This is a genomic window from Klebsiella sp. PL-2018 (assembly GCF_019048985.1).
GTDB lineage: Bacteria > Pseudomonadota > Gammaproteobacteria > Enterobacterales > Enterobacteriaceae > Klebsiella > Klebsiella michiganensis.
Genome location: NZ_CP077673.1, coordinates 697,286 through 711,579, shown reverse-complemented (window position 1 = coordinate 711,579; position 14,294 = coordinate 697,286). Strand labels below are relative to the sequence as shown.

General features: G+C 55.6%; 7 protein-coding genes and 2 rRNA genes. 5 read left to right on the top strand and 4 right to left on the bottom strand.

The window, feature by feature from the left end; translation table 11 throughout:
- Nucleotides 1-133 precede the first annotated feature (133 nt).
- Both mtr and trpS read left to right on the top strand, forming a co-directional pair.
- Nucleotides 134-1,390 (top strand): tryptophan permease, encoded by a 1,257-nt coding sequence (gene mtr, locus MKleb_RS03320; protein WP_025108468.1) that lies wholly within the window; start codon nt 134-136, stop codon nt 1,388-1,390.
- 206 nt (nt 1,391-1,596) lie between these two features.
- On the top strand, nt 1,597-2,604 hold the full coding sequence (trpS, locus tag MKleb_RS03315; protein ID WP_014227742.1) for a tryptophan--tRNA ligase: 1,008 nt from the start codon (nt 1,597-1,599) through the stop codon (nt 2,602-2,604).
- Between the two features lie 404 nt (nt 2,605-3,008).
- Here the strand turns inward: trpS and MKleb_RS03310 are convergent, their stop codons facing one another.
- A complete protein-coding gene (locus MKleb_RS03310) occupies nt 3,009-4,406 on the bottom strand; it encodes a diguanylate cyclase (RefSeq protein ID WP_009652888.1) in 1,398 nt (465 codons plus the stop codon).
- Nucleotides 4,407-4,939: 533 nt separating this feature from the next.
- Here MKleb_RS03310 and MKleb_RS03305 point away from each other — a divergent pair.
- From MKleb_RS03305 to MKleb_RS03295, 3 genes are read left to right on the top strand one after another with little or no spacing between them, the layout of a single operon-like run.
- Nucleotides 4,940-6,007, top strand: a complete 1,068-nt coding sequence (locus MKleb_RS03305) for an HlyD family secretion protein (protein ID WP_004098195.1) — start codon at nt 4,940-4,942, stop codon at nt 6,005-6,007.
- Nucleotides 6,004-8,733: a ribosome-associated ATPase/putative transporter RbbA gene (gene rbbA, locus MKleb_RS03300; RefSeq protein WP_025108467.1), complete on the top strand. Its 2,730-nt coding sequence runs from the start codon at nt 6,004-6,006 to the stop codon at nt 8,731-8,733. Before MKleb_RS03305 ends, rbbA begins: the two co-directional genes overlap by 4 nt.
- Nucleotides 8,733-9,857, top strand: coding sequence for an ABC transporter permease (locus tag MKleb_RS03295; protein ID WP_004098191.1), 1,125 nt, complete (start codon nt 8,733-8,735; stop codon nt 9,855-9,857). Before rbbA ends, MKleb_RS03295 begins: the two co-directional genes overlap by 1 nt.
- Before the next feature lie 39 nt (nt 9,858-9,896).
- Here the strand turns inward: MKleb_RS03295 and MKleb_RS03290 are convergent, their stop codons facing one another.
- The 3 genes from MKleb_RS03290 to MKleb_RS03280 all read right to left on the bottom strand — a co-directional run bounded on the left by MKleb_RS03290 (nt 9,897) and on the right by MKleb_RS03280 (nt 14,211).
- Nucleotides 9,897-10,214, bottom strand: a complete 318-nt coding sequence (locus tag MKleb_RS03290) for a hypothetical protein (RefSeq protein ID WP_014227738.1) — start codon at nt 10,212-10,214, stop codon at nt 9,897-9,899.
- 667 nt (nt 10,215-10,881) lie between these two features.
- Nucleotides 10,882-10,997: ribosomal RNA gene (rrf, locus tag MKleb_RS03285) — 5S ribosomal RNA — on the bottom strand.
- Nucleotides 10,998-11,191: 194 nt separating this feature from the next.
- Nucleotides 11,192-14,211: ribosomal RNA gene (locus tag MKleb_RS03280) — 23S ribosomal RNA — on the bottom strand.
- Nucleotides 14,212-14,294: the final 83 nt, after the last annotated feature.

The window sequence follows — 14,294 nt, the reverse complement described above, 5'->3', positions numbered from 1 at the left end:
AGAGGCAGGAGCCTCTCATTAATCCCCAGGAGCTTACTGAGGTAAGTGACTGGGGTGAGTGAACGCAGCCAACACATCTGCAGCTTGAAGTATGACGGGTATAATAATTATAGCCACGTGAGGAATGCACCTTATGGCTACACTATCAGTCTCAAAAGCGGTCTCAACAAATACCCCATCGCTGATTGGCGGAGCGATGATTATCGGCGGCACGATTATTGGCGCAGGCATGTTTTCTTTACCGGTGGTGATGTCCGGCGCCTGGTTTTTCTGGTCGCTGCTGGCGCTCATTTTTACCTGGTTTTGCATGCTGCATTCCGGGTTAATGATCCTCGAAGCCAATCTCAATTATCATATTGGCGCCAGCTTCGACACGATTACGAAGGATTTACTGGGAAACGGCTGGAATATTATTAACGGCCTGACCGTCGCCTTTGTTTTATATATCCTGACCTACGCCTATATTTCCGCCAGCGGTTCAGTTATTCAGCATACTTTTGCGCAGATGAACCTCGCGGTTCCCGCACGCCTGGGCGGCCTGGCGTTCGCGCTGGTGGTCGCCTTTATCGTCTGGCTAAGTACGAAAGCGGTAAGCCGGATGACGACTATCGTGCTGGGCGCCAAAATCCTCACCTTTTTTATGACCTTCGGCGGCCTGATGTGGCACGTGGAGCCCGCGATTCTGTTTAACCGCGCGGAGGTCAATGCGTCCTATCTGCCCTACGTCCTGATGACGCTGCCGTTCTGCCTGGCCTCCTTTGGCTATCACGGCAACGTCCCCAGCCTGATGAAGTACTACGGTAAAGATCCGCTTATCATTCGCCGCTGCCTGCTGCTCGGCACGCTGATGGCGCTGGTGCTGTATATCATCTGGCTGGTCGGCACAATGGGCAATATTCCGCGCCCGGCGTTTATCGCTATCGCCGAAAAAGGCGGCAACATCGACGTGCTGGTGCAGACCTTAAGCGGCCTGCTGAACAGTTCGACCCTGGACTTACTGCTGACGGTCTTTTCCAACTTCGCCGTCGCCAGCTCGTTCCTGGGCGTGACTCTTGGCCTGTTTGATTATCTGGCGGATCTGTTTAAGTTTGACGATAGCCGGCTGGGGCGGTTTAAAACCGCGCTGGTGACCTTTCTGCCGCCGATCGCCGGCGGGCTGCTGTGGCCTAACGGTTTTATCTACGCCATTGGTTTCGCCGGCCTCGCCGCCACCGTCTGGGCCGCTATCGTTCCCGCCCTGCTGGCGCGCGCCTCGCGCAGGCGTTTCGGCAGCCCGAACTATCGGGTGTGGGGTGGCAATGCCATGATTGTCCTGATTTTGTGCTTCGGCGGCGCCAACGCAATAATTCATATTTTATCCAGCTTTAACCTGCTGCCGGTTTATCGCTGAATAAAAAAGGGCTTTTACTGCCGCGGCTTTTCGTGGCAGGATAAAAAGATGAACAGAAACGTTGTCATCTCTCACCTCCGCCGTTGGTGGCTGCCTGCATAACAGGCGGCAAGATTTGACGTTTCCTCTATTCAAAGCCGCCGGAAGGCGGCTTTGTTGTTTCTGAGTGTCGCCCTTCGGCCTGATAGCATCCTAAGGAGTCACTTATGAACACCAGCCAAACGATCCTGACCGGCGACCGTCCTACCGGCCAGCTGCACCTCGGCCACTACGTCGGTTCCCTGCGCCAGCGCGTGCTGCTCCAGCACGACCACCAGCAGTTTATCCTCGTCGCGGACCTGCAGGGCCTGACCGACAACGGCAGCAACCCGCAAAAAATCAGCAGCAATATCCTTGAGGTGATGGCCGATTATCTCGCCGTCGGCATCGATCCGCAGAAGACCACCATTTGCCTGCAATCCGCCCTGCCGGCGCTGGCCGAACTCAGCGCGCTGTATATGAATATCGTCACCGTCGCCCGGGTTGAACGCAATCCGACGGTGAAAAATGAAATCGCCCAGAAGGGATTTTCCCGCTCGCTGCCGGTGGGATTTTTAGCCTATCCCATAAGCCAGGCCGCCGATATCACCGCCTTTAAGGCCGAACTGGTGCCGGTTGGCGACGATCAGCTACCGATGATTGAACAGACCAATGAGATCGTGCACAAAATGAATAGCCTGACGACGACGCCGATCTTACGGCACTGCAAAGCGCTGCTCAGCGACGTCAGCCGCCTGCCGGGCATTGATGGCAACGCCAAAATGTCGAAATCGCTGGGGAACACGCTCACCCTTTCGGCCAGCGAAGAGGAGATCCACCGTGCGGTCAGCGCCATGTATACCGACCCGAATCACCTGCGGGTCGCCGACCCGGGTCAGACAGAAGGCAACGTGGTATTCACTTATCTCGACGCCTTTCATGCTGATAAGACCTTCGTTGCCGAGATGAAAGCCCATTATCGGCGCGGAGGGCTGGGAGACAGGCAGTGCAAAAACGCGCTGGAGACCTGCTTACAGGAGCTGCTGGCGCCGATACGCGAACGCCGGGCGACCTATATTCAGGATAAAGGCATGCTACTGGCGCTGCTGCGCCGGGGAAGCGAGCGGGCGCACGAACTGACACAACGGACGCTGCATGAAGTAAAACGCGGCCTGGGGCTGCCGGTGCTGTTTTGAGGCGCGGCGATCTCTCCGCACTGAAATCCGCTGCCACATCTCTCCCGGGGGCGGCGCCTGAGGCGCCTTGCCCGGGCTACAGGTTCACAGCCGTCTGCGGTCAGGTAGCCGGGACAGGCTCAGCGCGCCGCCCCCGGGATGGCGCCCGACCGGAAGATATTCTGCGGTTTATTCCCCGGTGGCGGCTGTCGCCTTACCGGGGCTACGGGTTTACTGCCGTCTGCGATCAGGTAGCCGGGACAGGCGCAGCGCGCCGCCCCCGGGATGGCGCCCGACCGGAAGATACTCTGCGGTTTATTCCCCGGTGGCGGCTGTCGCCTTACCGGGGCTACGGGTTTACTGCCGTCTGCGATCCGGTAGCCCGGACAGGCGCAGCGCGCCGCCTCCGGGAAGGACCCGGCAGCTTAGTTGCCGTCGCCTTCATGCAGCTTCACGCAGTTGCGCCCATCGCGCTTGGCGACGTACAGCGCGCTGTCGGCATCGCGCAGCAGCAGATTGTAATCCGGATGACCGGTGTGGACGGCGTAGCCGATGCTGGCGGTAATCGAAATCTCATTGTCAGCGCCAACGCTAAACGCCAGCTGGCTGATTTTTTTACGCAGCCGTTCAAGGATCGTAAAGGCTTCCGCGGCGCCGGTCTCCACCAGCACCAGCAGAAACTCCTCGCCGCCGTAGCGGAAGATATAATCGCTGGATCGAATATTATCGCTGAGCAGCTCCGCAACGTGCTTAATCGCCCGGTCGCCGACCATGTGCCCCCAGCTATCATTGATCTCTTTAAAGTGGTCGATGTCGATAATCGCCACCGTCATCGGCAGTTCATATTCCATCGCCAGCGTCACTTCATGCTTGAGGACAACCGGCAGATAGCGGCGGTTAAGCAGGCTGGTCAGCGTATCCTTACCGCTTTGCATCTGCGACAGGCTGCTAAACAGCACCCCCATCTGGCTGCCAATCTGCTGGCAATGGATATGGATCCCCTGCAGCAAAGCCTGCGTGTTTTTATACTCAGAACCCTCAGACGAGGATTTCCAGGCGGATAACAGCGCATCCACCTTGCTAATTAAGTCGGCGATTTCCTGCATTTGCGGATTTTTGTTAAAATAACGCACGCATTTATGGCGGAACCACAGGCCAAATTCAGAATCAGATAATAACGCTCCGTTAATATCGCTTTTATTATCGCTAACGATATTAAAAATAGCGGTATTTTCCCATCCGGAGAGCGAGGCCTGCTGTTTGCCATATTCCAGCGGCACGTTATCCATCAGGCTATACAGGCGGTACGCTTCTTCATTTTTCGTCGCCCGATAGTGCGACAGGGTATAGGCGTGGCACATCATTTCTACCGCCATGTTAATGGCCATGATGGCGTAGTAGATGGCGGCAACGCTGGTCTCGCGATCGAGCTGGCTATCGCGGATATTTTCAATCAGCCCGGCTTTCAGCTGGCGCGCGCCGCGCAGTACCGCCTCTGCCGGGATACCGATGCGTGAATGGATGCTGCCGATCAGGTACTGCCGCTCCGCCAGCGCCTGCAGATTTTCCTTATCGCACATCAGGATATCTTTCACCCACCCGGCCAGCGAGCTGCTGAGCCGCTCCTGAACTAAGTCATAGCTAAGGTGCCGCGCAATGTCCGGGTCCTGGAAAATAAAATCATAAAAACGGGTCGCTAACGCCTCCGCCTGCTGCCCGGCGATATTTTTAAGTACCGCCCTCACTTCCGGCGTCAGGCTGTCGTACAGCGGCAACCACTCCTTAAAAATAATCGAGATATATTTTTGGCTTTCATCTTTCATTGAATAAAGCGCTCGCCCGGCGTGAGTGTATTTTCAGGGCCGCCGATCATACAACAGTTCTCCTGGGGCAACCAGATTAAAAATGCGCCAGTCGCCAGGGAATAATATCCTCTGGTTATTAGCGCTAAGGAATAGCTTATATGTACGATGATTTAATGAAGAACGATTAAGATTATCTGCGCCGGTATCCGGAGCATTAACCCCAATAGGCATTATGGGTAATATTGTTCCATCGCGCTCCTCGCTGTTTTTATGTTAACCCGACAACAAGACCCTGCTTTGTATATGGACATACTCATTGCGGGTGTTAGTATGACATTGACGGTAGCAATAAATATGCGTGTTTCATTTAAGGCGAGGATTGCTGATGATGACCACATTGATCGCACCTCTTTCTGACCGGTTAGCAGCGCTGCAGGCTCCCTGCGCCGGTCGGCCTTATCCCCGATTTCTCCCTTCCCTGAAGAGACGAAACTCCGCCATGCGGAGGAGAAGCGCGCACCACTCAGCCTATGGAACAAAGCGAGTCGCGTATGGACAAAATCAAACGGCGTTGGGTTGGATACGTTATTGGTTTAGCGGTGGTGATTGCCGCAGCGGCATGGTGGATGCTTCGCCCGCCGGGAATTCCTGAGGGCTTTGCCAGCAGTAACGGCAGGATTGAAGCCACAGAAGTCGATATCGCCACCAAAACCGCCGGGCGTATCGACACCATCCTGGTCAAAGAGGGACAGTTTGTTCGCCAGGGCGACGTGTTGGCCCGTATGGACACCCGGGTACTCAACGAACAACGGCTGGAGGCCGCCGCGCAAATCAAGGAAGCAGAGAGCGCGATTGCCGCCGCGAAAGCCCTGCTCGACCAGCGTCAAAGCGAAATGCGCGCTACGGAAGCGGTGGTGAAGCAGCGGCAGGCGGAGCTGAACTCCTCGGCTAAACGTCACGTCCGCTCCAGCACGCTCTCGCAGCGCGGCGCGGTCTCCGCGCAGCAGCTGGATGACGACCAGGCGGCGGCAGAAAGCGCCAGGGCGGCGCTGGAATCCGCCAAAGCGCAGGTCTCTGCCGCCAGGGCCGCGATTGAGGCGGCGCGCACCAGCATCATTCAGGCGCAAACCCGGGTCGAGGCCGCCCAGGCGACCGAACGGCGGATTATCGCCGATATCGACGATAGCGAGCTGAAAGCCCCGCGCGATGGCCGCATTCAGTACCGCGTCGCCGAACCGGGAGAGGTGCTGGCGGCGGGCGGCCGGGTGCTGAATATGGTCGATTTATCCGATGTCTATATGACCTTCTTCCTGCCTACCGAGCAGGCGGGTCTGCTGGCGCTGGGCAGCGAAGCGCGAATTATCCTCGATGCCGCGCCGAATCTGGTGATCCCCGCCAATATCAGTTTTGTCGCCAGCGTGGCGCAGTTTACGCCTAAAACGGTGGAAACCAGCGATGAACGGCTAAAGCTGATGTTCCGCGTAAAAGCCCGTATTCCGCCAGAGCTGCTGGCGGAGCATCTGGAGTATGTGAAGACCGGCCTGCCCGGGATGGCCTGGGTTCGTCTGGATAACCAGCAGGCGTGGCCTGAAGCGCTGACGGTGAGGTTGCCGCAATGAAAACCGTCGCCCGCCTGGAAAACGTCAGCCAGCACTTTGGCGCAACCGTCGCGCTGAAGGACATTACGCTGAGCATTCCCGCTCGCCGTATGGTGGGCCTGATCGGGCCCGACGGCGTGGGCAAGTCCAGCCTGCTATCGCTGATCTCCGGCGCGCGCGTGATTGAGCACGGCAACATTATGGTGCTCGGCGGCGATATGAGCGAGGTACGTCATCGCCAGGACGTCTGCCCGAAAATCGCCTGGATGCCCCAGGGGCTGGGGAAGAACCTCTACCATACCCTGTCGGTCTATGAAAACGTCGATTTCTTCGCCCGTCTGTTCGGCCATGATAAAGCCGAACGCGACATCCGCATCAATGAGCTGCTCCAGAGTACCGGCCTGGCGCCGTTTCGCGACCGCCCGGCAGGAAAACTCTCCGGGGGGATGAAGCAAAAGCTCGGCCTGTGCTGCGCGCTCATTCACGACCCGCAGCTGCTGATCCTCGATGAACCCACCACCGGCGTCGATCCTCTCTCGCGGGCGCAGTTTTGGGATCTGATCGACAGCATCCGCCAGCGTCAGCCGGAGATGAGCGTCCTGGTCGCCACCGCTTACATGGAGGAGGCGGAGCGCTTTGACTGGCTGGTGGCCATGAACGCGGGGGAAGTTCTGGCGACCGGCAGCGCCGATGAGCTTAAAGCGCACACGGCGAGTCAGACGCTGGAACAGGCGTTTATCGCCCTGCTTCCCGAAGCCCAGCGCCTGGCGCATAAAGAGGTGATCATCCCGCCGCGCAATGCCGATGAAAGCGAAATTGCGATTGAAGCGCGTGGGCTAACGATGCGCTTCGGTCAATTTGTCGCCGTTGACCACGTCAACTTTCGCATTGCCCGCGGCGAGATTTTCGGCTTCCTCGGCTCCAACGGCTGCGGCAAATCAACAACCATGAAAATGCTGACCGGGCTGCTACCGGCCAGCGAAGGCGAGGCGTGGCTGTTTGGCCAGCCGGTCGACCCCAGGGATATCGAAACCCGCCGCCGCGTTGGCTATATGTCGCAGGCCTTCTCCCTCTATAGCGAACTGACCGTACGGCAAAACCTCGAGCTGCATGCCCGCCTGTTCCACATCCCTGATGCGGAGATCCCGGGGCGGATCGCCGAAATGAGCCAGCGCTTTATGCTGGAAGAGGTTGAGGACACCCTGCCCGCTTCGCTGCCGCTAGGTATCCGCCAGCGCCTCTCGCTGGCGGTCGCGGTGATCCACCGCCCGGAAATGTTAATCCTTGATGAACCCACCTCCGGCGTCGATCCGGTAGCCCGGGACATGTTCTGGCAGCTGATGGTCGATCTTGCGCGTCAGGACCGGGTGACCATTTTTATCTCCACCCACTTTATGAATGAAGCGGAACGCTGCGATCGCATTTCGCTGATGCATGCCGGAAAAGTGCTGGCCAGCGATACGCCGCAGGCGCTGGTGGAGCAGCGCGGATCGGCCAGCCTTGAAGAGGCGTTTATCGCCTGGCTACAGGAAGCGGCGGATGCCGCGCAGCCGCCTGATGCGCAGGCTGCACCGGTTCCCGCGATGGAACATAAAGCCGAAAGCGTGGCGCCGCGTCAGGCGTTCAGCCTGCAGCGCCTGTTTAGCTACAGCCGCCGCGAAGCGCTTGAGCTGCGCCGCGATCCGGTGCGATCGACTCTGGCACTGCTCGGCACCGTGATCCTGATGTTTATCATGGGCTATGGGATCAGTATGGACGTCGAAGATCTGCGGTTTGCGGTGCTCGACCGCGACCAGACCGTCAGTAGCCAGGGCTGGTCGCAAAATATCGCCGGCTCACGCTACTTCATCGAACAGCCGCCGCTGCAAAGCTATAGCGAACTGGACAGAAGAATGCGCAACGGCGAGCTGGCGGTAGCGATTGAAATTCCGCCTAATTTTGGCCGCGATATCGCCCGGGGAACGCCGGTGCAGATTGGCGTGTGGGTGGACGGCGCGATGCCGAACCGCGCGGAGACGGTGCGCGGCTATGTGCAGGCCATGCATCTGGCCTGGCTGCAGGAGATGGCCGGTCGCCAGGCCAGCCCCAATCGCGATACTTCACTGATTTCCATCGAGACCCGCTATCGCTATAACCCGGATGTGAAGAGCCTGCCGGCGATTGTACCGGCGGTGATTCCGCTGCTGTTGATGATGATCCCGGCGATGCTCAGCGCGCTCAGCGTGGTCCGCGAGAAAGAGCTTGGTTCAATCATCAATCTGTACGTGACGCCAACCACCCGCAGCGAATTTCTGCTGGGTAAACAGGTGCCGTATATCGTGCTGGGGATGTTCAACTTCTTCCTGCTCTGCGCGCTGTCGGTCTTTGTTTTTGGCGTACCGCACAAAGGGAGTTTTCTGACGCTCACCCTCGCCGCGCTGCTCTACGTCACTATCGCCACCGGACTTGGCCTGCTGATTTCAACCTTTATGAAAAGCCAGATTGCGGCTATTTTCGGCACCGCGATCATTACGCTTATCCCGGCGACGCAGTTTTCCGGGATGATCGACCCCGTCGCCTCGCTGGAAGGACCCGGGCGCTGGATTGGCCAGATTTATCCAACCAGCCACTTTCTGACCATCGCGCGAGGAACGTTTTCCAAAGCGCTGAATCTGACCGACCTGTGGGGATCCTTTATTCCGCTGCTTATCGCGGTTCCGCTGGTGCTGGGCCTGAGCGTGTGGCTGTTGAAAAAACAGGAGGGATAATGCGCGGATTACGCAATATTTATAATTTGGGGATGAAAGAGCTACGCAGCCTGCTGGGCGATAAAGCGATGCTGACGTTGATTGTCTTTGCTTTTACCGTCTCGGTTTACTCCTCTGCGACCGTTATGCCGGGTTCGCTGCATCTGGCGCCCATCGCTATTGCCGACATGGATAAGTCGCAGCTTTCATCGCGTATTATCAATGGTTTTTACCGGCCCTGGTTTTTGCCGCCGGCGCTGATCACCGCTGATGAGATGGACGCCGGGCTGGATGCGGGACGCTATACTTTCGCCATCAATATTCCGCCGGATTTCCAGCGCGACGTTCTGGCCGGACGCCAGCCCGCGCTACAGGTTAACGTCGACGCGACGCGAATGAGCCAGGCGTTTACCGGCAATAGCTATATCCAGAATATCGTCACCGGCGAAGTGAACAGCTTTGTCGCCCGCTACCGGGACAACGGTACGCTGCCGGTTGAGCTGGCCGTCAGGATGCGTTTTAACCCGAACCTGGAACAGGAGCGTTTCGGCGCCGTCATGGCAATTATCAACAATATCACCATGCTGGCGATCGTGCTGACCGGCTCGGCGCTGATACGCGAGCGAGAGCATGGTACCGTGGAGCACCTGCTGGTTATGCCGGTCACGCCGTTTGAAATCATGATGGCGAAGATATGGTCAATGGGGCTGGTGGTGCTGGTGGTTTCCGGACTCTCTCTGATCCTGATGGTTCAGGGCGTGCTGCAGGTACCGATAGAAGGCTCGATACCACTCTTTATGCTTGGGGTGGCCCTGAGCCTGTTTGCCACCACCTCAATCGGCATTTTTATGGGCACGGTGGCGCGTTCCATGCCGCAGCTGGGGCTGCTGATGATTCTGGTGCTTTTGCCGCTGCAGATGCTTTCCGGCGGCTCCACGCCCCGGGAAAGTATGCCGCAGGCTGTACAGGATATTATGCTCACCATGCCGACAACCCACTTTGTCAGCCTGGCGCAGGCCATTCTTTATCGAGGCGCTGATTTCTCTATCGTCTGGCCGCAGTTTCTGACGCTGCTGGCTATCGGTGGCGTGTTTTTTACTATCGCCCTACTGCGTTTTCGTAAGACGATCGGGGAAATGGCCTGAGGCAATACCGATGTCGCTCTGCCGGTCGCGGCATCGGCGCTATTTATGGCGATTCATAAAGCGCCGCAGAGCCCAGGTGAATCCCATCGCCATGCTGAACAGGATAAACAGCAGCAGCACCCAGCTGACGGAAATTCTCAGCAGCGCACTTAGCGTCATAAGCGGCTGAAGATACACGGTAAACGAGTGGTCGGTGGGTTTACCCAGAAGAGCCATCAATCCATCCGTTAACCAGACAAGCGCCCGGCAAACCAGCCAGATGATCGCCGGCCAGCAGAGCAGGACCAGAAAGGTAAAACGCTCCCGGATATAATGTATCAGTTGGCGCAAAGGAGGCCAGTTAATCAGAAATTTCATTTATATTCTCATATTGCCAGCCGGTAACATGCACTATTCGTCAAAAGACGTTACCGGGTTAGCTTCCATACAGGCAATGCACCCTATGTTTTTAGCAAATTTGAATTAACTTAAACCAGATCGAGTTAACAAAGTGTTAAGGACACTAAGTCATTTCGCAGAAAAAGTCCAGCTGTTATGCCTGTGTGCTTGGCAGGGGAGAGGGTTTCGTATCTATTTGTTAACCTGATGACTTTAGAATAACTTAAGCGTTATGCGGGTAATATTCTTAATATAATTCCTATTAAATATTCAGAAACGCGTTTATCTCTATTTTTATTTTCATATAACGTTCATGCTAATTATTTTATTCACAAAATAAATTCTTTGTAGATGAGTTTTCGATAAATAATTGAGTTTAAATAGATCTATGCTATTCGCCGTCACGGCTTTCAGTAGTTTTGCCGGCAAGCTCCCCGCACGATTCATCGTTCTCGTTGTGACGCCAGGTAAAGTTCAAAAAACCTTTTATTTCAAAGCGATATATACTTATTTCGCTTAAGTACTGCGGATGCCCTATCGTGAAAAAGGTCTGGTAAAGGATCCTTGCCGGGCTTTAATACGGATTTCTCAGACGACAAAAACGCAAAAAGCCCATCCGTCAGGATGGGCTCTTCACTTGTTTGATGCCTGGCAGTTCCCTACTCTCACATGGGGAGACCCCACACTACCATCGGCGCTACGGCGTTTCACTTCTGAGTTCGGCATGGGGTCAGGTGGGACCACCGCGCTAGTGCCGCCAGGCAAATTCTGTTGTCAGAAACGAATCTTTTACACCGATGCTGCGTTGGCTGCATTCGTAAAGTCAGTCACATACTTCAGTATGCTCCTTCCTTTACTTCATTTGCCGCCTTGCCTCAGCGTAAAATCTTTCGTTCCCGAAAATCTGTAATCTAAGCTGAAAATCTCTCAAATCGCCAAAACATCTTCGGCGTTGTAAGGTTAAGCCTCACGGTTCATTAGTACCGGTTAGCTCAACGCATCGCTGCGCTTACACACCCGGCCTATCAACGTCGTCGTCTTCAACGTTCCTTCAGGACCCTTAAAGGGTCAGGGAGAACTCATCTCGGGGCAAGTTTCGTGCTTAGATGCTTTCAGCACTTATCTCTTCCGCATTTAGCTACCGGGCAATGCCATTGGCATGACAACCCGAACACCAGTGATGCGTCCACTCCGGTCCTCTCGTACTAGGAGCAGCCCCCCTCAATTCTCCAGCGCCCACGGCAGATAGGGACCGAACTGTCTCACGACGTTCTAAACCCAGCTCGCGTACCACTTTAAATGGCGAACAGCCATACCCTTGGGACCTACTTCAGCCCCAGGATGTGATGAGCCGACATCGAGGTGCCAAACACCGCCGTCGATATGAACTCTTGGGCGGTATCAGCCTGTTATCCCCGGAGTACCTTTTATCCGTTGAGCGATGGCCCTTCCATTCAGAACCACCGGATCACTATGACCTGCTTTCGCACCTGCTCGCGCCGTCACGCTCGCAGTCAAGCCAGCTTATGCCATTGCACTAACCTCCTGATGTCCGACCAGGATTAGCTGACCTTCGTGCTCCTCCGTTACTCTTTAGGAGGAGACCGCCCCAGTCAAACTACCCACCAGACACTGTCCGCAACCCCGATTAGGGGCCCACGTTAGAACACCAGCCATTAAAGGGTGGTATTTCAAGGATGGCTCCATGCAGACTGGCGTCCACACTTCAAAGCCTCCCACCTATCCTACACATCAAGGACCAGTGTTCAGTGTCAAGCTATAGTAAAGGTTCACGGGGTCTTTCCGTCTTGCCGCGGGTACACTGCATCTTCACAGCGAGTTCAATTTCACTGAGTCTCGGGTGGAGACAGCCTGGCCATCATTACGCCATTCGTGCAGGTCGGAACTTACCCGACAAGGAATTTCGCTACCTTAGGACCGTTATAGTTACGGCCGCCGTTTACCGGGGCTTCGATCAAGAGCTTCTCCTTACGGATAACCCCATCAATTAACCTTCCGGCACCGGGCAGGCGTCACACCGTATACGTCCACTTTCGTGTTTGCACAGTGCTGTGTTTTTAATAAACAGTTGCAGCCAGCTGGTATCTTCGACTGATTTCAGCTCCACGAGCAAGTCGCTTCACTTACCATCAGCGTGCCTTCTCCCGAAGTTACGGCACCATTTTGCCTAGTTCCTTCACCCGAGTTCTCTCAAGCGCCTTGGTATTCTCTACCTGACCACCTGTGTCGGTTTGGGGTACGATTTGATGTTACCTGATGCTTAGAGGCTTTTCCTGGAAGCAGGGCATTTGTCACTTCAGCACCGTAGTGCCTCGTCATCACACCTCAGCGTTAGTAACGTTCCGGATTTACCTGGAACATCCGCCTACATGCTTAAACCGGGACAACCGTCGCCCGGCCAACATAGCCTTCTCCGTCCCCCCTTCGCAGTAACACCGAGTACAGGAATATTAACCTGTTTCCCATCGACTACGCCTTTCGGCCTCGCCTTAGGGGTCGACTCACCCTGCCCCGATTAACGTTGGACAGGAACCCTTGGTCTTCCGGCGTGCGGGTTTTTCACCCGCATTATCGTTACTTATGTCAGCATTCGCACTTCTGATACCTCCAGCAACCCTCACAGGCCACCTTCAACGGCTTACAGAACGCTCCCCTACCCAACAACACATAGTGTCGCTGCCGCAGCTTCGGTGCATGGTTTAGCCCCGTTACATCTTCCGCGCAGGCCGACTCGACCAGTGAGCTATTACGCTTTCTTTAAATGATGGCTGCTTCTAAGCCAACATCCTGGCTGTCTGGGCCTTCCCACATCGTTTCCCACTTAACCATGACTTTGGGACCTTAGCTGGCGGTCTGGGTTGTTTCCCTCTTCACGACGGACGTTAGCACCCGCCGTGTGTCTCCCGTGATAACATTCTTCGGTATTCGTAGTTTGCATCGGGTTGGTAAGTCGGGATGACCCCCTAGCCGAAACAGTGCTCTACCCCCGAAGATGAATTCACGAGGCGCTACCTAAATAGCTTTCGGGGAGAACCAGCTATCTCCCGGTTTGATTGGCCTTTCACCCCCAGCCACAAGTCATCCGCTAATTTTTCAACATTAGTCGGTTCGGTCCTCCAGTTAGTGTTACCCAACCTTCAACCTGCCCATGGCTAGATCACCGGGTTTCGGGTCTATACCCTGCAACTTAACGCCCAGTTAAGACTCGGTTTCCCTGCGGCTCCCCTATACGGTTAACCTTGCTACAGAATATAAGTCGCTGACCCATTATACAAAAGGTACGCAGTCACCCCACCCCAAAACGCTCCACTGCCTGATTTTTGATGTTGAACGTCGCTTACGCTCCGTTAACCGTCCATCGCGCTGTCGTTACGCATTTTGCGCACCACGCAAAGCGAAACGCTTTGGTGGTGGGGCTCCTACTGCTTGTACGTACACGGTTTCAGGTTCTTTTTCACTCCCCTCGCCGGGGTTCTTTTCGCCTTTCCCTCACGGTACTGGTTCACTATCGGTCAGTCAGGAGTATTTAGCCTTGGAGGATGGTCCCCCCATATTCAGACAGGATACCACGTGTCCCGCCCTACTCTTCGAGTTCACAGCCTGTGCGTTTTAGTGTACGGGAGTATCACCCTGTACCCTGCGACTTTCCAGACGCTTCCACTAACACACAAGCTGATTCAGACTCCGGGCTGCTCCCCGTTCGCTCGCCGCTACTGGGGGAATCTCGGTTGATTTCTTTTCCTCGGGGTACTTAGATGTTTCAGTTCCCCCGGTTCGCCTCGTTAACCTATGTATTCAGTTAACGATAGTGCAACGAATTGCACTGGGTTTCCCCATTCGGACATCGCCGGCTATAACGGTTCATATCACCTTACCGACGCTTTTCGCAGATTAGCACGTCCTTCATCGCCTCTGACTGCCAGGGCATCCACCGTGTACGCTTAGTCGCTTAACCTCACAACCCGAAGATGTTTCGTAAAACATCATCGTGTCGCGAAAATTTGAGAGACTCGAACACACTTAAACAGTGTGTCGTTT